Annotated in this window: 25 protein-coding genes; 4 read left to right on the plus strand and 21 right to left on the minus strand. The window is 52.7% G+C overall.

Translation table 11 applies throughout. The annotated features are described in order from the left end of the window. Window positions 1-182: 182 nt before the first annotated feature. Both ylbJ and CHH75_RS11285 read left to right on the plus strand, forming a co-directional pair. Window positions 183-1409 (plus strand): sporulation integral membrane protein YlbJ, encoded by a 1227-nt coding sequence (ylbJ, locus tag CHH75_RS11280; protein ID WP_095264632.1) that lies wholly within the window; start codon window positions 183-185, stop codon window positions 1407-1409. 64 nt (window positions 1410-1473) lie between these two features. Further along, entirely contained in the window at window positions 1474-2274 is an 801-nt protein-coding gene (locus CHH75_RS11285; protein ID WP_095264631.1) for an NAD kinase, read from the plus strand. Window positions 2275-2344: 70 nt separating this feature from the next. Here CHH75_RS11285 and CHH75_RS11290 read toward each other — a convergent pair whose 3' ends face one another. Together CHH75_RS11290 and lipA are read right to left on the minus strand one after the other, a co-directional pair. Continuing rightward, window positions 2345-2899, minus strand: a complete 555-nt coding sequence (locus tag CHH75_RS11290) for a YutD family protein (protein ID WP_255223016.1) — start codon at window positions 2897-2899, stop codon at window positions 2345-2347. 34 nt (window positions 2900-2933) lie between these two features. After that, window positions 2934-3827 (minus strand): lipoyl synthase, encoded by an 894-nt coding sequence (gene lipA / locus CHH75_RS11295; protein ID WP_095264629.1) that lies wholly within the window; start codon window positions 3825-3827, stop codon window positions 2934-2936. Window positions 3828-4161: 334 nt separating this feature from the next. Between lipA and CHH75_RS11300 the strand changes: the two genes are divergently transcribed. Next, window positions 4162-5193: a M23 family metallopeptidase gene (locus CHH75_RS11300; protein WP_413773607.1), complete on the plus strand. Its 1032-nt coding sequence runs from the start codon at window positions 4162-4164 to the stop codon at window positions 5191-5193. A gap of 6 nt (window positions 5194-5199) precedes the next feature. Here the strand turns inward: CHH75_RS11300 and yunB are convergent, their stop codons facing one another. The 8 genes from yunB to CHH75_RS11335 form a co-directional block, all read right to left on the minus strand. Continuing rightward, entirely contained in the window at window positions 5200-5973 is a 774-nt protein-coding gene (yunB, locus tag CHH75_RS11305) for a sporulation protein YunB (RefSeq protein ID WP_255223017.1), read from the minus strand. Beyond that, complete coding sequence (locus CHH75_RS25265; RefSeq protein ID WP_244908124.1) at window positions 5966-6190, minus strand: hypothetical protein; 225 nt, start codon at window positions 6188-6190, stop codon at window positions 5966-5968. Before CHH75_RS25265 ends, yunB begins: the two co-directional genes overlap by 8 nt. Before the next feature lie 107 nt (window positions 6191-6297). Next, on the minus strand, window positions 6298-6633 hold the full coding sequence (locus tag CHH75_RS11310) for an ArsR/SmtB family transcription factor (protein ID WP_095264626.1): 336 nt from the start codon (window positions 6631-6633) through the stop codon (window positions 6298-6300). 2 nt (window positions 6634-6635) lie between these two features. Continuing rightward, entirely contained in the window at window positions 6636-7064 is a 429-nt protein-coding gene (locus CHH75_RS11315) for an SRPBCC family protein (protein ID WP_095264625.1), read from the minus strand. Between the two features lie 248 nt (window positions 7065-7312). After that, window positions 7313-7708, minus strand: coding sequence for a hypothetical protein (locus CHH75_RS11320; RefSeq protein WP_095264624.1), 396 nt, complete (start codon window positions 7706-7708; stop codon window positions 7313-7315). Between the two features lie 62 nt (window positions 7709-7770). Continuing rightward, a complete protein-coding gene (locus CHH75_RS11325) occupies window positions 7771-8178 on the minus strand; it encodes a hypothetical protein (protein WP_095264623.1) in 408 nt (135 codons plus the stop codon). A 79-nt stretch (window positions 8179-8257) separates the two neighbouring features. After that, window positions 8258-9049, minus strand: a complete 792-nt coding sequence (locus CHH75_RS11330; protein WP_095398170.1) for a TrmH family RNA methyltransferase — start codon at window positions 9047-9049, stop codon at window positions 8258-8260. A gap of 19 nt (window positions 9050-9068) precedes the next feature. Continuing rightward, a complete protein-coding gene (locus CHH75_RS11335) occupies window positions 9069-9731 on the minus strand; it encodes a potassium channel family protein (protein WP_095264621.1) in 663 nt (220 codons plus the stop codon). 132 nt (window positions 9732-9863) lie between these two features. Here CHH75_RS11335 and sspI point away from each other — a divergent pair, with 132 nt between their 5' ends. Beyond that, entirely contained in the window at window positions 9864-10115 is a 252-nt protein-coding gene (gene sspI, locus CHH75_RS11340) for a small acid-soluble spore protein SspI (RefSeq protein WP_095264620.1), read from the plus strand. 64 nt (window positions 10116-10179) lie between these two features. Here the strand turns inward: sspI and CHH75_RS11345 are convergent, their stop codons facing one another. From CHH75_RS11345 to CHH75_RS11395, 11 genes are all read right to left on the minus strand, one after another. Further along, complete coding sequence (locus CHH75_RS11345; RefSeq protein WP_095264619.1) at window positions 10180-11757, minus strand: peptide chain release factor 3; 1578 nt, start codon at window positions 11755-11757, stop codon at window positions 10180-10182. Between the two features lie 115 nt (window positions 11758-11872). Continuing rightward, window positions 11873-13423 carry a glucose-6-phosphate dehydrogenase gene (gene zwf / locus CHH75_RS11350; RefSeq protein WP_095264618.1) on the minus strand — a complete coding sequence of 517 codons (1551 nt, stop codon included), beginning with the start codon at window positions 13421-13423 and terminating at the stop codon, window positions 11873-11875. 136 nt (window positions 13424-13559) lie between these two features. Continuing rightward, window positions 13560-14351: a YwmB family TATA-box binding protein gene (locus CHH75_RS11355; protein ID WP_095398171.1), complete on the minus strand. Its 792-nt coding sequence runs from the start codon at window positions 14349-14351 to the stop codon at window positions 13560-13562. Between the two features lie 131 nt (window positions 14352-14482). Next, window positions 14483-15133, minus strand: coding sequence for a response regulator (locus CHH75_RS11360; RefSeq protein ID WP_095264616.1), 651 nt, complete (start codon window positions 15131-15133; stop codon window positions 14483-14485). After that, window positions 15111-16190 carry a sensor histidine kinase gene (locus tag CHH75_RS11365; RefSeq protein WP_095264615.1) on the minus strand — a complete coding sequence of 360 codons (1080 nt, stop codon included), beginning with the start codon at window positions 16188-16190 and terminating at the stop codon, window positions 15111-15113. The genes CHH75_RS11360 and CHH75_RS11365 overlap by 23 nt, the downstream gene beginning before the upstream one ends. 43 nt (window positions 16191-16233) lie before the next feature. Continuing rightward, on the minus strand, window positions 16234-16878 hold the full coding sequence (gene liaF, locus CHH75_RS11370) for a cell wall-active antibiotics response protein LiaF (RefSeq protein ID WP_095398172.1): 645 nt from the start codon (window positions 16876-16878) through the stop codon (window positions 16234-16236). A 170-nt stretch (window positions 16879-17048) separates the two neighbouring features. After that, a complete protein-coding gene (locus CHH75_RS11375; RefSeq protein WP_095264613.1) occupies window positions 17049-17738 on the minus strand; it encodes a PspA/IM30 family protein in 690 nt (229 codons plus the stop codon). Between the two features lie 2 nt (window positions 17739-17740). Further along, complete coding sequence (locus tag CHH75_RS11380) at window positions 17741-18250, minus strand: PspC domain-containing protein (RefSeq protein ID WP_095398173.1); 510 nt, start codon at window positions 18248-18250, stop codon at window positions 17741-17743. Between the two features lie 2 nt (window positions 18251-18252). Beyond that, window positions 18253-18930 (minus strand): PspA/IM30 family protein, encoded by a 678-nt coding sequence (locus CHH75_RS11385; protein WP_095264611.1) that lies wholly within the window; start codon window positions 18928-18930, stop codon window positions 18253-18255. Window positions 18931-19003: 73 nt separating this feature from the next. After that, window positions 19004-19303 (minus strand): LiaF transmembrane domain-containing protein, encoded by a 300-nt coding sequence (locus CHH75_RS11390; protein ID WP_095264610.1) that lies wholly within the window; start codon window positions 19301-19303, stop codon window positions 19004-19006. Between the two features lie 271 nt (window positions 19304-19574). Next, complete coding sequence (locus CHH75_RS11395) at window positions 19575-20864, minus strand: ABC transporter substrate-binding protein (RefSeq protein ID WP_095398174.1); 1290 nt, start codon at window positions 20862-20864, stop codon at window positions 19575-19577. Window positions 20865-20887 lie beyond the last annotated feature (23 nt).

The raw sequence follows: 20887 nt of genomic DNA on the forward strand, positions 1-20887 counted from the left end.
AATCCCGTTAACCGTTACGATTAGTGGTTTTATTATAACACAAGATTCTTAAAAAGGAAGCTTTTTTGCAAGCGCTTACCCCAAGTTTTTATACTGTTTGTCCGCTCTCAGGCATACATTTTTATCAATATGGACGTGTTGCCTACACTGACCTTCAACGAATCCGGGAGTTGATCATAATCATGACCCAGAAAATCGCGAGTTTGCTCCTCATAACCGGGGCGCTGTTAAGCGTAGTTGCCCTAATGACTGTTTTCCCGGAGGCCGCGCTTGAATCGTCGCTGCGAGGACTGGCGATCTGGTGGGACGTGCTGTTCCCTTCGCTCTTCCCCTTCTTTGTCATATCCGAAGTGCTGCTCGGCTTCGGTGTCGTTCATCTGATCGGGACGCTGCTCGATCCACTGATGAAGCCGCTGTTCCGCATCCCCGGAAGCGGCGGATTTGTGGCCGCCATGGGCTACGTATCCGGCTATCCGGTCGGTGCGAAGCTGACCGCCAAACTGTGGGAACAGAACATGCTGAGCCGGGATGAAGGAGAGCGTCTTGTGGCCTTCACCACTTCTTCAGACCCGATCTTCCTGATCGGGGCGGTCTGTGTCGGCTTTTTTCACAAGCCGGAATTGGCCGTCATTCTGGCGCTTGCCCATTATGGCAGCGGGCTCCTTGTCGGCCTCTTGATGCGATTCCATGGGCGTAAGGAAATAGAGGCCACCACATCCCGCTCGGAGAATAAACGGAAGACAAGCCGCATGAAGGCTGCCCTTCAGGCAATGCACGCCGCAAGAGCACGTGACGGGCGGGATCTGGGCACCTTGCTGGCCCAGGCGATTCAGTCCTCCCTCCAGCTTATTATTGTCGTCGGGGGGCTGGTTGTATTCTTTTCTGTTTTCCTGGAAATGTGGACGCAGGCAGGCGCCATTCCGCTGCTCACCCGCGGGGTGAATGAACTGCTGGCTGTGATGGGCATGCCGGAGGAGTTATCGACGGCGCTGATGGGCGGATTGTTTGAGGTCACGCTTGGCGCTCGCTATGCCGGCGAGGCCTCAGCGGCAATCCCGCTTATGTATAAGGCAGCTGCCGCTGCGTTTATCTTGTCCTGGGGAGGCCTCAGTGTCCATGCCCAGATCGTCAGCATTCTGAACACTACCAAGCTCAGATACTGGCCGTTTGCCATGGCGCGATTCATCCACGGGGTACTCGCTGCCGGCCTTGTGCTATTGCTGTGGAACACGCTGATGGGATCAGAGCCTTCCGGCACGGTTACGCCATCCTTCGCCTACTCGGCTTCCGGCGGGTATGCTACCCTGATGTCCGCATTCTGCCTGCTGTTTGGAATGCTGCTCGGCATTGCTTTACTGATGCATTGGGTCAGCCTGTGGCGGCAGAAATTTCGCAATTTTCCCCGGTGAGCGTTGTGTTCTCCTTCAGGTTTGAGTTATCATCGTTATATACCCTTATAAAGGAGCTATCAACTTGAGATATTATGTTCTGGATCGCGGAGACCCATTGTCTGTCGAGCTGACGCAGCAGTTTCACAAGCTTGCGGAACAGCGGGGATTTGAGCTGGATGCAGAATCGCCTGAAATTGTCGTCTCCATCGGCGGAGACGGAACTATGCTGCATGCTTTTCATACGTTTATAGATCGGATTCCCGACTTGGCGTTTGTCGGTGTTCACACCGGGCATCTTGGATTTTACGCAGACTGGAAAGCGGACGAGCTGCACGAGCTCATCGACCACATGAGCGGCGCCCGTGGTTCCGACTCGCATCCCCGGATTGTTAAATATCCATTGGTTCAGCTGGAAATTCACAAGAAGTCCGGAACGTCCTCTTATATCGCCTTAAATGAATTTACGCTCAAGGGCATTGACGGCACAGTCGTCGCCCAGATCGACATCAATGACGTGACCTTTGAAATGTTCCGGGGCGACGGCATATGTGTATCCACACCTTCTGGCAGTACTGCCTATAACAAAAGTGTGGGGGGAGCGATGGTTCATCCTTCGATTGAAGCGCTCCAAATCGCTGAGATCGCATCGATCAACAACCGGATTTTCCGTACGCTAGGCTCCCCGCTGCTGCTGCCGAAGCATCATCATTGCGACATTTTCTCACGCAAGGAGCAGCGTCTGCTGCTGACCGTGGACCATATCAACATTACGATTGACGATCTTATCTCTGTTCGCTGTCAAGTTGCCGAACAAGAGGTCAGCTTTGCCAGATACCGCCCGTTTCCGTTCTGGAATCGGGTGCGGGATGCGTTCCTCGGCTAATCGAATAGGTATACACCATAAGGCCCCCTGCTTGGTTGCAGGGGGCCTCTATGCTTTTTCTATGCTTTTTCTATGCTTTCGTTGTCTCTGCCTCTTTCGAAGCATCCTTGGCAGCTTCCTTGTGGGAACGTTTCTCTTTGGATTCCCGGTGCGCACGCGCTTCCCGCTTGCCTTCCCGCTCCCGTGATTCCCGGGCTTCACGCGGCTCGCGCGGTTCCTTCTTGCCTTTGGCTTCGCCCTCAGGCCGGGGCTCGGCCGAGCCCCGGCTCTCGCGGGCTGCATCGGCATCCTTCGCATCTTTGGAATCTTTGGAATCTTTGGCGTCTTTAACGTCCTTGGCCTCTTTAGGCTCCTTGACATCCTTCAGCTTCTGCAGCACAAAATGCGCGCAGCCGAAGTTGCAGTATTCGTTAATATAATCGGATACGCTGGAAAACGTCGCGTCCTTGGGCGCTTTCGGATGGTTGTCACGATAGAAGCCCTTCAAACGGAGCTGGTTGTAGCCCCAGTCGCCCACGATGTAATCATAACGATCCAGAACCTCGCTGTATCTCTCCCGGAAAGCCTCGGGGTTCCAGCCGTTGCGGTGGTCCTTGAGCACCTCGTAACTTTTGTTGCCGATCACGATCACTTACGGTTCCCCTGCCTTTCATCCAAGGTTAAGAGCTTACTGGCTCTTCCTTCTGGCGCTGAGCCGATTTCACCTGTTCATGCGCATGGTAGGAGCTGCGGACAAGCGGTCCGGACTCGACATGGCTGAATCCGCGCTTCATACCCTCTTCCTTCAGCTGTGCAAACTCCTCCGGCGTGTAGTATTTCTCGACATTCAGATGCTTCGGTGATGGCTGCAAATATTGTCCGATCGTCATGATGTCGCAGTCTACTGCGCGAAGATCGTCCATCGCCTGCAAAATCTCGTCCCACTGCTCGCCGACGCCCAGCATGATGCTGGATTTGGTTGGGATGTCCGGCTGCATTTTCTTGGCATTGGCCAGCAGCTGCAGGGAACGGGAATATTTCGCTTTGGCGCGGACCCGATCCGACAGTCTCTCCACCGTCTCGATATTGTGATTCAGAATATCCGGCTTGGCATCCATAACGATCTTCAGCGCATCTTCGCTGCCCATGAAATCCGGAATCAGCACTTCGACCGAGCAGAGTGGAAGACGTTTGCGAATCGCTTTGACCGTTGCTGCAAAAATCGACGCCCCTCCGTCCTTCAGATCATCGCGCGCCACACTCGTCACGACGCAGTGCTGCAAATTCATCTGCTCGGCAGCTTCCGCTACCCGCTCTGGCTCCTGAAGATCGAGCTCCGTCGGCAGTCCCGTATTCACCGCACAGAAGCGGCAAGCACGGGTACAAATATCGCCCAGAATCATAAAGGTTGCCGTCCGGTTCGCCCAGCACTCGTAAATGTTCGGGCAGCGGGCCTCCTCGCACACGGTATGTAGCGTCTTGGAACGCATCATGTTCTTGATTTCCTTATAATTATCGCCAGTCGTCAGTTTGATTCGTATCCAGTCAGGTTTTGGCTGTTTAGTTTTGGACAAAGAAAATACCTTCTTTCGAATGGATTAAGGGATATGGTTCCCCCTCTATCTTCAACTGTTCCATATTATATCATGAAAATGGTTGATTTACCTGTTTCACATCGGTATGAGATTGATCTAGGTCCGGCATGGATAAAATTTCTCCTTTGGAAGCACGCTACTGGGTAGGCGAGAATCTATCGCCCCGACATAGGACCGGCGTTCAGCCAAACGCTGGCTGCCTATAGCCATCAAATTGCAGTCCTTTCATTCAATATAAGGAGGAGAAGACGCCTTGAGGATCGTCAATCTCAGAGACCGCCGCTCTGCCGGCAAACGGTGGAGTGCTGCCTTCATTGCCGCCGTGACGGCAGTATGCTGCCTGAGCAGCTCCGAAACCGCCGAAGCATCTCCTTCATCGAAGGAGGAGCCCATGGCAGCCAAGATTAAGGCGGAGACGGCCGAAGAAATTTTTGCAGCTCGTAAAGCGTTATATGACCAAATCTCAGCCGTTACCCATATCCCGTGGTTCCGTCTGGCTGCCATTGACCAATATGAGCGCACCATGACCCGCGTGCATCCGAAGGATCGCAAACATCCGGACCGCCTGATCGGCATTTTCGTCCCTCCGACGCGCTGGGCAGGACCGCTCAATCCTGACAAGGAGGATACGAATCCGACATCCATTCGCGTGTTCTCCGGCATCGGCCGGGACGGCAATGGCGACGGCATCGCGGACCCGAACAATGATCTGGATCTGCTATACTCCATTGCTGCCAAGCTGGGCCCTTACGGACATTCCCAAGAGGATTTCAGCATTGGGCTATGGGCTTATTACCAGAACAGCCGGGCGGTTCAGCGCGTCGAGCAATATTCGAAGCTATATGAAACCTTTGGCAAACTCGACCTGTTTGAGCATGCCTTCCCGCTCCCGATCAAAAGCGACTATTCGTACAGAAGTACCTTTGGCATGGGCCGAAGCTGGGGCGGCCGGCGAATACATGAAGGAACCGACCTGTTCGCCGATTACGGCGTTCCTGTCCGCAGCACCTGCTATGGCGTTATCGAGATCAAAGGCTGGAACAAGTATGGCGGATGGCGAATCGGAATCCGGGACTTGAACAACCAGTATCATTATTACGCCCATCTCCAAGGCTTCGACAAGGGAATCAAGCTCGGCGACGTCGTACGCCCAGGGCAAACCATCGGCTGGGTCGGCAGCTCCGGCTACGGCAAGCCCGGCACCCAGGGGAAGTTCCCTCCCCATCTGCACTATGGCATTTACCGGGATACCGGCCTGACCGAGTGGTCCTTCGATCCTTATCCGCTGCTGAAGCAGTGGGAGCGGGAAGAGATGCGCCGGCCGAAGAAGAAAACGCGCTCCTGATTGAAATCAGGGCGCGTTTGTCTGTGTACCGGCCGAGTCTGCGTCGCTTCCGGATATGCCGCCGCTATTCGGCGCCCCCTCCGGATGTGGCGGCGGCTCAAGCGTCGTCCCGGATGGCGACATTTCCAGCCCCCCGGTGCTGGACTCTTCCTCCGAAACCGTCGGCGGCGGAAGGGCAATGCTTGGCGCACTGGCGCTGTTCTCGCCTACCGCTCTGCCCTGGCCGTCATAGTAATACATCGGCACATCACCGACGATCAGCAGATACGAGATCGGAATATCGGTCTGAACAGTCTGGGCCTCCATATCAAAGGGCACCACAACCGCTACCTCTGTCGTGATCCGAACATACACCTCCACCAGGATGTTGTTGATGCCCGCTTCCTTCTGGCGCGTGGACAACTGCACTTTTACAGCTCCTTGCGGCTCAATCTTGACGGGAATTTGCGGGCCGAAGGAGGCGACGATCGGGCTCTTAAGCACCTGCCCTAGCGGAATATGCTCCTGCCGCTTGTGAATGTCATCGAGCGTCTGCTGCACAATTTCCGTCGTGAAGGACGTAATCTTCAAATGCTCGTCATAGTTCAGCATAAAGCCGCTGACTTTTCCAGAGGCATCGGTTTTCCAGTTGACTAGATTGTCAAATTGCTTGCCTTGGGCGACCTGGCTGGAGATCGCCTTGTTAATGGCCTCCGTGGCAATCTGCTTCACCCGGATTTGCGCCAGATGCATAATGGGCGGGCGCAGATTGCGCTCGATATACATGAAAAATTCAAACATCGCGAAAATCATAAGAAACACCGCGAGGAGCACCCATTTTTTCCGGCCGCCGGGCTTGACGGTTCTTGGCTGGTGCGAGGAAGGCCTTGGTGTCCTGAAGCTTCGTCGCTGCGCCTTGAACCCCCGGCGCGCTTTGGGCCACGAAATGGACGGAAAGGTCAAGCGCCTCGTTCCCCATCTTTTTCTTCTCAAAGCGTTCCCCCCTCTTTACATTCATGAGGAGTCTGTGTTGACTTGGCAAGCTCCTTTCTGTATAGAAGGTATGCAGACAGGCGCCAAAAAAGAAGAGCCGGGACACTCGTTCGTCCCGGCTCTTCACTCTTATTATGAAGACTCATCCGTATCCGATTCCACATAAGCGCGAAGCATGGACAGCTTGTTCTCCCAGAAGCGGTCAAAGTAAGATAGCCACGCCTTCAGCTCCAGCAAAGGCTCCGTGTCCAGGCTGTACCTTGTTTCGCGCCCGACTCTCCGCTCTTTCACTAGACCGGCCTCGGACAAAATCCTTAAATGCTTGGAGACGGCCGTTCGAGTCATTGAAAAATGCCCGGTAATATCCTTGAGCGGACGCTCTCCGTCGCCGAGCAGGCTGAGCAGCTTGCGGCGGGTCGGATCGGCAACTGCCTGAAAGACATCATGCTTGGCAGGGGCTGCACTCATGATTACTCCTCCACAACCCCGGCCAGTTTCTGCACGAGACCGCCCCAGCCGTTGTCCATCCGGTCCCGAACGATCGAGTGGGCCTCTCCAAACTCGGTCAGCTGATCTGCTGTCCATCCGCCGTGAATCAGCGTGAACTGCGTGTAGTCCCCCTGCTGCACCAGCTCAAAGGTGACCGTCCAATCCTTACCCCAGTTGAACGATAACCCATTCGGTGGGTCGATCATCGTCACCTTGCACGGGGAAATCCCGAACGGTCCTGCATTCAGCTGAAACTCATAGCCCTCGATCGGCTCAAATGTGTTCGGCATGAACCATGAGGCTATGCCTTCGGATGTGGCAACTGCCTTCCATACCTTATCGATGGAAGCCTTCAAAACCAAGGTGTGGCGAATATCAGGCAGCTTGGACGGATCTATGTGCTCACTCATGTACATCTTCCTCACTTTGTATCTTATTTTATGAAACCATTCGGTTTCCATTTCGATTATATGACACCATATGGTTTCATGTCAATCCAGATAATCATCGCCTCTATCTTAGCTAAATGAAAAAACCGGCGCTCTCGGGTAGATTCCCCGAAAGCACCGGCTTTATGCCGCGTGCATAGCTGCATCAGCGTGGAATGCTTATGGAACCACGGGATATTCCGTCCTTGTCTAATGGATGAGCGGATCTCCTAGGTTTGCGATGCCGGCCGGCTTCTTCTCACCGCCAAACGGAGTAACTGGATAAACAACGCAAAGATCCATCCAGCCAGAGCAAACAGCACAATGAGCGTCATGCCCGTGGCAGCAATGCGTCCAACGTTCAGCAAGAGAAAAACACACCCCATCCCGGCCCCCGCCAAAAAGTAGACGAACATTTGCCATATCACACCGTATTTCATGACCCAGGCATCGATATAGATAGATACCGGCACAGCAAAGAACACATATATAAAGAACAGAACCAGGAATCCTTTAAGGAAGGTGCCGTAATAATACAGCAAGCCAGCCACATCCGGGCTATTGATCACAGTAAACCCCAGCGAGAGCAGCATAGCCGACAATATGGCAGACATAAACCGGATCAAGATACGCCCTCCCTCCAGCATTCACAATTTAAACGCATGGTGCCGAGACTGCCTGTCTTCCATCATTTCGGCGTGTCCTTCGATGATCCCTTTAGTTCCATGCCTCTTGTAAAGAATACGACCCCCAGAGCGGCAAAAGTAACATAATTGCTTATTCTCGCTATGACGGCCTCATCATTCTCATATTGAATCCAGAACAAGAGAGCAATTGGCGAGATGATCATGAGTGCTTTCATAACGAGCATAAAAACATACCGGACTTTCTGCTTTCGCAAATCCCCTTCAGTTTCCGCTATTCTAAGGCTCACCTTGGACGAATCATAAATGGTGATCAATAATGCGATGATGCTCGTATACGCCGTTATTTTAACGCCGATCTGAATCCATGGTATAAAGGCCACAACGGCAATGCCCAAATATATTCCTGCAGCCAGATAAAAAAGGTTGCTCTTTAGTTTGTTGCGCAGCATTCTCTCTCTTGTCCTCTCATCAGCCTATGATTTAATCATTATCGGAACGCTTCCCGCTCGTTATGAAGGAATGAGCGGTTTATAACATCCGCTGCCGCAGCGCCTCAAACAAGAGCACGGAAGCGGCCATCGCGGCGTTAAGCGATTCCGCTTTCCCCGGCATCGGAATGATCATCGTATCGTCGACGAGCGCCTCCACTTCAGGAGATACGCCGCGGCCTTCGCTTCCGATCACCATCCAGCAGTTGCCCCCAAAATCATATTCATAGCAGGAGCGGGATGCGGCGAGCGATGTGGTCACCATTCTTGCTCCGCGCTCCCGGGCTTCAGGCAAAATGGTCAACAGATCCCCCTCCACAACCGGCAGGTGAAACAAAGAGCCCATGGTGGAGCGGATCGTTTTCGGATTGTATAAATCCGCACAGCCCCGGCCGAGCAGCACCCCCGCTGCTCCGGATGCATCCGCACTGCGAATAATCGTCCCGACGTTGCCCGGGTCCTGCAAACCATCCAGCACCACAACGAGCCCCTCCTCATGAAGAAGCAGATCCTGCCAGCGGCGGGATTCCTTGCGCACGACGGCAAAGGTCGGCTGCGGCGAAGGCGTGTCACTCACCTTGGCAATGACGGCTGGCGAGACGCCGATCCATTCGATCGCTTGTCCCGTATCCACGGTGGCAGCCTTAAGCTCATGCGGAATGCCTTTCTCCACATCATAAGCGACACATTCGATGTCCGCTCCGGCCTGCAGCGCCTCCTGGACCAGATGAATGCCCTCGATGATATATTTTTGCTGCTTATCGCGATGCTTCTTCTCCTGCAATTGTGCCCACGCTTTCACTCTAGCGTTCTGGGGCGACAAAATCTCCATAGCTGATCATACGTCTCCTTTATTTGGCATACGCCAGTTCAAGCTTGGTCAGATCATTCTTATGACCGACGATAACGAGGATGTCTCCATCTTCAATCCGGTCGTCCGGATGCGGGGAAATGTTCATATCCTCTCCTTCGCGGATCGCCATGACGTTGCAGCCAAAGCGTGCCCGGATATCCAATTCCCTCAGGTTATGGCCAATCATATTGCCCGAGGCCTTCATTTCCATAATGCTGTAGTCATCCGACAGTTCGATATAGTCCAGAATATTCGGCGATACAAGATGGTGGGCCACCCGCATCCCCATGTCCCGTTCAGGGAATATCACTTTGTCTGCACCGATTTTGGCAAGTACCTTCCCGTGCAGTTCATTTCTTGCTTTTACAATAATAACCGGCACGCCGAGATCCTTCAGGATCAGCGTGGTCAGAATGCTGGCTTGAATATCCTCGCCAATCGCCACAACCACGACGTCGAAGTTCCGGATGCCAAGCGCCCGCAGCGCCTCTTCGTCCGTGGAGTCTGCGGATACCGCATGGGTAACCAGACCCGCTATCTCCTGTACTCGCGATTCGCTCGAATCTACCGCAAGCACGTCAAATCCCATTACGCTTAGTTCCCTGGCCACGCTGGTGCCGAAACGGCCCATGCCAATGACCGCATACTGCTTCTTCGCCATGTCAATATCCTCCCACGAACCTGAGCTTTCCTTATATGATCAGTATATCACACTGTCTTTGTTCCTTGTATGTAACTCGGGTCAAGCGGGTACATTACACATTGACCCTGAATAACAAGGAGGAGCATTTCGATGTCCATATTGTTAGATCTAAGGCAGGCCGTCATTCACAAAGTCCATGACCAGGACAAAGACCAGCTTCGCTCCATGATCGAGGGTTCCGTTGACGGGCCGGAAGCTGCGCTGCCGGGACTCGGTGTTATGTTTGAGATGATGTGGAAGGATATGGATGCCAGCCAGCAGGATCAGCTTGTTGATACCATCCATCATCATTTGCAGAATACCACGCCGGGACAGCTTGTGAACGGTGCCGGCAACGAATGAAAAAGGACAATCCCCCGGCGGTCTTGCCCGGGGGATTGTTGTCTCCATCGCCTAATAAGCGATATTACGGAGCCATCTCAAGGAACTGGGCGGTCGGATTTTTCTCCATCGCCGTTCTCATCGCATATTCATTTTCAAACAGAACGACATAGTTGTCCTTCTTGTCCTTCACCAAGGTGGAGTTAATTCGGAATTTGGACGGGTCCAGATTCTCGTCCACGATCCAGCGGGCGAACTGGTACGGCATCCGCTGCAGCTGAACGTCTACCCCATACTCGCCCTTCATCCGATATTCGAACACCTCGAACTGGAGCTGGCCGACCACGCCGAGGATCGTCTCGTCAAAGCTTGTGGTGCGGAATACCTGAATCGTCCCTTCCTCGGTAAGCTGGTCGATCCCCTTCTGATACTGCTTATGCTTGAGCGCATTTTTCACCGTGACTTTGGCGAACAGCTCCGGCGAGAATGTCGGAAGCTCGTCAAACACCACTTCACGGCCTTGGCTGAGCGAATCTCCGATGCGGAAGATGCCCGGGTCGAACAGCCCGATAATATCGCCAGGATAGGCTTCCTGGACAATATCCCTATCCTGTGCCAAAAATTGCTGCGGCTGCGACAGCTTGATCTCCTTACCGGCCCGCACATGCTTTACGCTCATGCCGCGTTCGAACTTCCCGGACACGATGCGCAGGAAAGCGATCCGGTCGCGGTGGGCCGGGTTCATATTGGCCTGAATTTTGAATACATACCCCGAGAATTTCTCGTCGGTCGGCTCGATCAGCCCTTCCGTGCTCTTGCGCGGCTCCGGCTTAGGTGCCAGCTGCAGGAAGTTCTCCAGGAACGTCTGGACGCCGAAGTTGTTGATCGCACTGCCGAAGAAGACGGGCGTTAGCTGCCCTTGCAGCACTTTGTCATAATCGAACGGATCACCGGCCACGTCCAGCAGCTCCAGGTCCTGGCACAATTGCTCATGCAAATATTCGCCGGCCATCTCGCGAATCACCGGATCGGTGTAGCCGTCTACCTTCTGCACTTTAATCGTGGAATGATCGTCCCCCTGGAACAGCTCCACCTGATTCTTCATGCGGTCATAGACGCCGCACAGATCCCGCCCTGAACCGATCGGCCAGTTCATCGGCACCGAGCGGATGCCGAGCACCTGCTCGATCTCCTCCATCAGGTCAAACGGACTCTGTCCCTCCCGGTCCAGCTTGTTGATGAATGTAAAGATCGGAATGCCCCGCTTGGCGCAAACCTGGAACAGCTTGATCGTCTGGGCCTCGACGCCCTTGGCCACGTCGATAAGCATGACCGCGCTGTCTGCGGCAGTTAACGTACGGTAGGTGTCTTCACTAAAATCCTGGTGACCCGGGGTATCCAGAATGTTCACCCGATGTCCCATATAATCAAATTGCATGACAGAGGAGGTTACGGAAATCCCCCGCTGCTTCTCGATTTCCATCCAGTCACTTGTCGCATGCTTGCTTGCTTTCCGGGCCTTGACCGTGCCCGCCAGACGGATCGCGCCGCCGAACAGAAGCAGCTTCTCGGTCAGCGTCGTTTTCCCCGCATCCGGGTGAGAGATAATCGCAAACGTTCTGCGCTTATCCACTTCCTGCTGGAGCTCATCTATTTTACTCATTTCACATATCCCTTCGCACTAAAGTCACGTATATCATTGTACCACAATTCATACGCAAATCATCCCCATACGTAACACGCATGAGGATGATTTCAGCGGCCTGCCCGGGACATGTTTACTGCCCTTTCAGCCACACCACGTTATCTTCTTTTTGCCCGTTAACCGGCCACCAGTGGAATCCGTCTTCCTGCAGCAGCTCGTCGGCCTTCGCCGGCCCCCACGATCCTGCCGGATACATCTCCAGATCCCCTTGCTCTTCCTTCCACGCATTCGCAATCCGGTCGACAAAAGCCCAAGCCGAGGCGACTTCATCCCAGCGGGTGAAATAAGTGGAATCTCCGCGCGCAGCATCATGCAGCAGGCGCTCATACGCCTCCGGCGAGTTGATGCCAACGATGCAGCTTTGGCAGAAATCCATCGCCACCGGCGCAATCTCCGATTCCGACCCTGGCTTCTTCGCATTGATCTTCACGTAGATGCCTTCCATCGGATTGACGCGAATCACGAGCAGGTTCGGCTCCAGCGAATGCTTCTGACCCAGGTAGACATTGGTCGGCATCCGTTTGAACTCAACGACAACCTCGGTCGTTTTCACCGGAAGGCGCTTGCCTGTACGAATATAGAACGGAACGCCGGCCCAGCGGAAATTGTCCACGAATACCCGGGCTGCAAAATAGGTTTCCGTCAGCGATTCCGGATGAACCTTGTCTTCTTCACGATAAGCAGGCAGCTCCTTGCCGTCCGCCGATCCCTTCGTATACTGGCCGCGAACAACATTGTTCCGCACTTCCTCACTTGTGGCATACGGACGCAAGGAGCGAAGCACCTTCACCTTCTCGTCGCGAATATCCTCGGCCAGCAGGCGGCTAGGCGGCTCCATCGCAATCATCGTCAGCAGCTGCAGCATATGGTTCTGCCCCATGTCACGCAGCGCCCCCGCATGATCATAGTATCCGCCGCGCTCCTCAACCCCGACCGTCTCACCGAGCGTAATCTGAACATTGGCGATATGCTTGTTGTTCCAGAGCGGCTCGAAGAAGGCGTTGGCGAAGCGGATGACCTCGATGTTCTGAACCATCTCTTTGCCAAGATAGTGGTCGATCCGGTAAATCTCCTCTTCCTTAAATACCTTCCGGATTTCCTCGTTCAGCTTCGCTGCCGATTCCAGATCGTATCCGAACGGCTTCTCGATCACCAGCCGGTTCCAGCCTGCGCCTTCGAGCATGCCGCCCTTCATCAGATTGAACGATACGCTGCCGAACAGCTCCGGTGCCAGCGCCAGATAGAACAGGCGATTGCCCGGAATGTTAAACTTCGTCTCCAGCTGCTCAGTCTGCTCGCGCAGTTCCCGGAAGCCGTCGATGTCGTTAATATCCAATGATTTATATTCAAAATGCGCTGCAAATTCGCCCCACTCCGGCGCTTGCTCCGGCTTATATCGGCAAAACTCCTGAATGGACTGATACACGTCCTCCCGGAATTCCTCTTGCGTCCGTGAACGTCTTGCCACGCCGATCACCGCAAAATCTTCGCTCAGCTTGCCTTCGCGATAAAGACTGTAGATCGCCGGAAACAGCTTGCGTCTTGCCAAATCTCCGGTTGCTCCAAAGATGAAAAATACCGTTCCCGGTGCTTTCAAAGGTTCTAGATTTTGATTTTCAGCCATGGCTCCTCATTCTTTCTATGTAATATTGTATATGCTCCATTGTAAACACAAACTCAATGTGATGACATTTTAGCATATTCATTTCAAGGATGCTATTGCCAGCCCGATTTTTCATTGTTGTTTCAGAAATACACTTTCAATACTCAACGGTAATGACGGGAAATCCGATCGTGATTCTATTCCATTTATTTATGGAATCTTCATGGACCGCAATCTGCATCTGGATCGGCTGCCGTCCGCTCATGACATGAAGCGGGAGGTCGGGAACGTTATAGGACCGGCTTATTGTCGTTACATCTTCATAATTCTCTACCTGCTGAAAATGAAGCATCGGAGACAGCTCGCGTTCAACCTGAGCGATCGTCTCATGAACCGCCGCAGTCTGCCCGGCATACCCCTGCATCGATGCATTCCAGTCAGCCTTGATGCCAAGCGCCGCCATCTCCGTCTGTACTTGCTGCTGCAGCGCGGTCAACCGTTCCACTTTATCCGGCCGTTCCTCAGTCAGCATCACCCTCACATAGCTGTTGCCATCCGGCGTTACTGCCCAGTTCAGAGCAGTCTGGATCCCGCCGATAACCCCTTCCGCATGATACACGTCATTGCCATGAAGCTGGTCTTCCCGGACCTCGGTCAATCCGATGGCCGAAGCGAGCTGCTGGGCCGCTTCCCTAGCTTGTACGAATGATGCATGATTTATCAGTTCTCCTTGCAATTTGACAGTGATCGTCCCGCCTGCTTCCATCTGCCGAGCGCCAAGGTCGATAAGCATGCGCAGCTGATCAGCCGCGTCAGCCTTGTCGCGTTCCAAGCGCTGCCCGGCCTCCGAACCCGATATAACGCCACATCCCGACAGAACGACGACGATACCGCTTAACAAAGATATAATCATTGCCAGACTCCACAACTTCATTCCGAATTGTCTCATGCTTGGCCCCGCCCCTCTTACAATCTATCAATCTAGTAAAAGGTTAGCCAAAGGACATTCGCTTTATACCTTCCCCCGTCCAAAATAAAACAAGCCTAACTCTTCTTCTACATAAAAAAGAACCGGCCTTATTACTCTGCCAGTCCGTTCTTGTAGGCATAAATCGCTGCCTGTGTCCGATCCTCCACACCCAGCTTGCCTAATATATTGGTCACATGAAATTTGACCGTCTTGATGCCAATCACCAGCTCATCGGCAATATCCTGATTCGATTTTCCTTGCGCCAGCAGACGCAGCACTTCCATCTCCCGTTCGGTAAGATCATGATGCGCAGCCGACTCTGTCTTCGGATGACGGAAACGATTCATCATCTTCGAAGCCACCTGCGATTCCAGCACCGATTGCCCGCGAGCCGCAGCCCGTATCGCATCGGCCACCTCGGAAGCCCGGGATGTTTTCAGCAGATAACTGAAAGCTCCTGCTTCAATGACCGGGTACATCTTCTCATCATCCAGATAACTCGTCAGCACAATCACCTTCAGCTCCGGAAACAGCTTCATCAGCTGCCGGGTCGTCTCGATCCCGTCCATGCCGTCCATCACCAGGTCCATCAGCACCACATCCGGGTTATATTCCTTGGCCAGACGGATGCCTTCTTCGCCGCTGCCCGCTTCCCCGACAACCTCAATCCCGTCCTCTGTTCCGAGCACGGCAGCCAATCCGATGCGAACCATCTCATGATCATCCACAAGGAGGACCTTAATCGGTGTCTCCACTTCCATTTGTTTCACCCCGTTTACGTTCTTCGTTCATTAGTGGTACTGTAATTTCAATTCGTGTCCCTTTGCCAGGCGCCGTGATGATCTGCATCGAGCCTCCCAGCTCCGCCACCCTTTCCTGCATCGTTGAAAGGCCGTAGGACGTTTGCTTCTTCTCATCCATTTCGAACCCGACTCCGTCATCCCGCAGCATGACACGAACCGTATTGTTCTTGCGGTGGATGCGAATGTCCATCTTCTCCGCTTTGGCATGCCGAAGCGTGTTGGACATCGCCTCCTGGACTATCCGGAACAGATGGTTCTCGATCCCTTTGACCAGCTGAATGCCTTCATCCATCTCAAATGTAATCTCCATCGGCACCTTGATCCGCAGCTCCTTGATCAGCTCCCGCAGCCCTTGTTCAAGCGCCTTGCCTTCCAGGTACACGGGACGCAGATGAAGCAGCAGCGCTCGCATCTCCGACTGGGCCACAGCGGCCATCTCCTCAATCAATGCCACCTGTCTCTGGGCTTTGTCAAAATCCTTCTCCAGCGTCCGTCCAACAGCCGTTGCGGTCATCGAAATCGCAAACAGCTGTTGAGACACCGCATCATGGAGCTCGCGCGCCAGCCGCTGACGCTCTTCCACGATAGCCGAAATCCGCGCCTGCTCGGCAAGCTGCGCATTGTTCGTGGACAGCCGCTGCAGCGTAGACACCTGATCCTCCCATCGCTTGCTGATCCGGACCAGCTGCTCCCCGAGGCGGCCGACCTCGTCTTCCCCAATATCAGGCATGACATCGGTCAGACTCCCCTTCTCCCAGCTTACCAGAGTTTCTCTCACGAGGTCGAGTCTTTGCTTCACCCGATAGCCTTGAAAAAAACCGTACACCGCTCCCAGCCCGAGCGGCAGCAGCACCAGCGTAATCACCGCTTCGATCCGTCTTCCCCACGATTCAAACGGCTGAAGATATCCATATGTATAGAGCAAATACAGCACCACCAGCATAACGCCAAGACCCAGAAGGGTTCCTTCTCGCATGCTTCGGGTAACCATATTTGCTTTTTTATCCGATTTCACCGGGCAACCCTCCTGATTCTCTCCGCTATGGCGCGCCTTCATTCTATACCTGGCGAATGGTCAAATCTCCGCCCAGGTACGACACCATAAATTTCACTTTATATTCGGACGCTTCATAATTAGGCGACTTCCAGCGTACCCGGTTCATCAGACCCGTTTCCTTCCGTCCGTCAAAATCAATCGAACCGAACAAAATAAAACCCTCGATCTCCACGCCATAATAGTCTGGGATGACAAGATCAATATCGCCAAGCATCCCGTAGAACATCATGACGGTGTGCCGCTCCTCGGGCAAGGCAAGCGTCAGATCAACGTCGGCTTCGCCGAGCACATGCCATATGCTATGGCTCCGCATCACCCACGGGGCCCGGTCCCAATCAAAATTGGACATGAAGTTCTGTTTCTGAATATAACCATCCGTCGTATGCGCCTTGCTGGACTTCCGATAAAATATCCCGAGCGATACAAGACCGATCCCAATGATAAGCATCAGGTGCTCAAGCATCACCATAATGGCCCCGACCGCAAGCAGAATATATCCCTTCTTCACCTGACCGTCCCGAATTTGCAGCACGCCAGCAAAGATTAATAAAAGGGCGACAATCGTAAAGAAACCAAACCATTGGCCAAACAGCATGATGAAGCCCAGGAAGATTAATCCAACGGCAATCCAGCGGTTTCTATCCATGTCGCACCTCCTCAAGGATCATGATGATAAGCTTGCAAAAGCCATAAAGCGGGCCTTGGGCCCACCGTATGGCTTTGCTTGGAACATCCTTAGCATATCCCATTGCTATAGCATATCACATGAATCTAGATTTTCGAATAAGATCGGCACTTGTAAGGGTGAAATAATGCTTACTCCGGTTTGGAGCTGTCATTCATTTTGTTCTTCAGTGCCTGAAGCTGTTCTTCAACTTTCAGCTGCTTTTCAGCATCTACAGGGCTAGTGTAGGAGGAAGCGCCTGTTGGGCGGTACGGAGCCCGAAGCACATCCGCCTCGGCTTCCATCTCCATAATCTTCTCTTCCATACGGTGGAAGCCCATCGAAGCGCTGCCGCTTTCGATTGTGTGCAGACTGCTGATCTGGGACATCTGCTTCTTCGCTTTGGCCATTTGGGCACGAGCGACAAGCTCATTGCGCTTGTTGCGCATTTTATAGAACTCATCCTTCATTTGATGCAGCTGGTCCACCAGCTCTTTGGCTTGGCTTTCGGCCTGCATGTGCAGCTCCACATACTCGGTTACTTTTTGATCGAAGTATATTTTCTCTTCCAGCAGCTTGCGCGCCACTTCCTCCTGACCGTTCTTCAGTGCCAGCTCAGCCTGGGCTTCGCGCTGCCCTGCCATTTTTACCGCTTCGTCCACACGATGCTTCATCCGGCGCTCATTCGCCATTTGCTTCGCAACCGTAACCTCAGCCTCGTGAATTTCTGCCTCCATGTCGCGCAGATACTGATTCAGCATTACAATCGGATCTTCTACTTTATCCAGCAGATCATTTACAGACGCCTTCGTCATGTCTTTAATTCTTTTAAATACTCCCATTGTTATTTATCTCCCTTCTCATAGTTCGAAAGTTTTTTCTTAAGTTCCTCAATTTCCTTCTGCAAAGCCTTCTTCTCGATATCTTTCATCATGGCGTCCAGATCGGAGTCATCCGACTGGGCTCTGCCGCCTCTCGCGTCGTAACTGTCATCGTAGCGGGCATCACGTTCAGGACGATCATATCTCGGACCGTATCCGCCGCGGTTGCCCCGAGGACGGTCGCGATCATAACTGTCACGATAGTCTCTGTAGCGGTCGCCGCGCGCCCCGTCATTATAGCGGTACCCGCCGTCATAACCGCCAGGACCACCATATGGGTCGCGGTAGTACGGTTCCTTCGGAACGACCAGCGATGCAATCAGGTAGATCAGTAACGTTGTACCGCCTGTGAAGAAGATACTGATGACGAATATGAAACGTAGTAGTGTTGATTCTACACCGAAGTAATCGGACAGCCCGCCGATCAACCCGGTGAACATTTTATCTCGGGTGGAACGGTACAATCTGCTCATGCTTACTCCTTTCCGCTGTTATCCAGCTTTTGCTTCAACCGGGCAAGCTCCTTCTCAAGCGTCGAGGAGACAGAGTGAGCTGCCTGATCCAAATATTCCGATCCCATCCGGCGCACATCCCGCAGGCTCTTGGCTTCAAGCTCCCAATCGGTAATGCGGTCCTCCAGCCGATTGAACATCTTCGGCACATCGTGCCCGCCGCCATACGCTCCAGTACGTTCGTTCATCTTCTGCTGGAGTCGAAGCGTCTCCATCCGGGCTACATAATATTGACGTTTGCTGTACACCGTCTGGTACTCCATCCGAAGCTCGCCGAGCTGTTCCTCAATCTCTCTCAAGGATTCCAGGCTTGCGTCCAGGAGGCCCTGATACTGCTCGATTTTCTCTTCATAGATGAGCTTCTCTTGCAGCGCCAGCTTAGCCAGGTGCTCCTCGCCCGCCTTCAGTGCAAGCAGCGCTTGCTCCTCCCGCTTGTACTTCATCGTCTCCGCTTGATCCACCTGCTGCTTCAGCTGACGGGCATGTGTCTCGCACTGGCGAACCAGCTTTTCGGCTTCGGTAATGTCTTCTCTTGTCGTGTGCAGGAACTGGTCAATCAAGCGAACCGGGTCCTGACTCTGCTCTAGCTTTTCGTTCAATGTTGCTACCGTTATGTCTCGAATACGGCGAAAAACGCTCATATTGGATTGGCCCTCCTCTTCTTACAAATTACTCCGCGCTTTCGCAGCTGGAGGCTGTCGTTATGTCATGCGTTCAGTAACGCGTTCTTCCGTTTCTCAATCTCGAAATTCCGTAGAGGATCAAAAGTATACCGAATATCGGGCCGATCACCCAGGAAAGTTTACCCATCAGCCAGATCACACCGATGATCAGGATGATCCATCCAATAAAATTGTTGCCGCGGCGGATGCCGTAATACCCGAGTGCGATCATCATCACCGGTACCAGAAGACTGAACAGCCATCCAAGCAGCGGACCGAATACGCCGAGAAGAATCAACACTCCAATTCCTATCAAAAGTATGCTCAGCCCGTTCCCTTTCGTTTGCCTCATATGTTCACCACCTTCCGAATTCATTATCGTGTTTCACCTTATGACTCTATTTTAGGTAAATCCGCATTGAATCAAAACGGACCGGGGACGGTTTTTGATCCTAGACCTAAGGCGGGGATGGCTTTGGACCCCAGACCAAGCATTTAATTAGCCCTGTGACGTTACCCCCTGGAGCAACTGAACGAGTAACGACAACTAGCCTGCTGAATCATCAGCAAGCTAGTTGTCGTTCACAAGCACGCGATTATCTACGAAACAATCAAACGGCTTTTTACTCGTTTAAATAAATTGTCACTTTGTTCTGGATCAGCTTTGCTACTTCTTCAGCCGTTTTGTTTCCGCTAAAATAGGCCATCGATTCTTCTCCTACGATAGAAATCACCCGACCATCCGCTTCCGAGTAATTATCCGCTGCATCAATGAACTCCTTGAACCTTACAAATTCATCATCCGATACTTTAGGTGTTTTCCCGTCGGGTGTCTTATACGTTCCGCTTTTCACTTGTTCCTGAATGTCATTAAGCTGTTTCTCGTTCACGGATTTCAGCAGTGAAAACCCTTGCCGTTCTTGAAGAGACTGCCCTTCTTCGGATAGCATGAATGAAATAAACTTCCAGGCCTCTTCCTTCACTTGCGAGTTGGCTTGAATGGCGAACTGGGATGAGAGAACAATTCTTGTTCCGCCGGTTTGTTCCGGTTTTTGCAGTAACCTCGGATTGGGGAAGTATGCATGCAGATCATTGATAAAATCTGCTGGTGATCCCAAAACCGTCGAATAGAACATTTGCTTGCCTACATCCGCCGATTCGGAAGTCATGACCTTATGATCATACATCTCTTTAATTTGTTTCATCGCATCCAGGAATAACGGTGAGTCGAATATGGCCGTCTTCCCTTCGGTATCCACAAACTCGGCATACCTGTCCACCATCAATTCTTGCATGCGGAAATCAGGCGCTTCATTCGCCATGGCATACCGACGTTCTGCACCGTTCGCCCCCAGCTCCTTCGATATCTCCTCAAACTCCTTCCAAGTCCAATGCTTATCGTCGATACTTGTCATCTCAAGAATATCTCCATCACCTACAAACGCTCGCAGTCTAAATCCGAAAGGCATGGCGTACAGACCATCATCTGACTTAATGGCATCCATAATGTTTATTTGCCACTCGCTTTTGTTTAGCGTTTCGTCCTGCTCTATGAAACCATCCATATTCAGGAGAAGGTTCTTATTCACATAATCTTTAACAGGCAAACCGTTTGTTTCAAAAATATCCGGACCCTTGCCCGATAGTATTTCTGTACTTGTTGCCTTCTGGTATTGCTCATAATCTTCTATAACCTTAATTTGCAAATCGATGTCCGGATACTTCTCCTCGAACTTTTTTTCTGCTGTCTCGTATAGGGGGCTGGCCTGCTGCACAGATAAAGTAACGACGGTCTTTCCCTCCTGATTCACGGGGCGCTCCGGGCTTTCCGCTTGTTCGCCGCCTCCGGAACTGCATGCTGTCATCAGCACAATTAACATTATGGTAGTGATTATATATAGCCGCTTCTTCATCGAATGAATTCCTCCTGTCATTT

The sequence above is a fragment of the Paenibacillus sp. 7541 genome (assembly GCF_002276395.1).
Taxonomy (GTDB): Bacteria; Bacillota; Bacilli; order Paenibacillales; family Paenibacillaceae; genus Paenibacillus_AQ; species Paenibacillus_AQ campinasensis.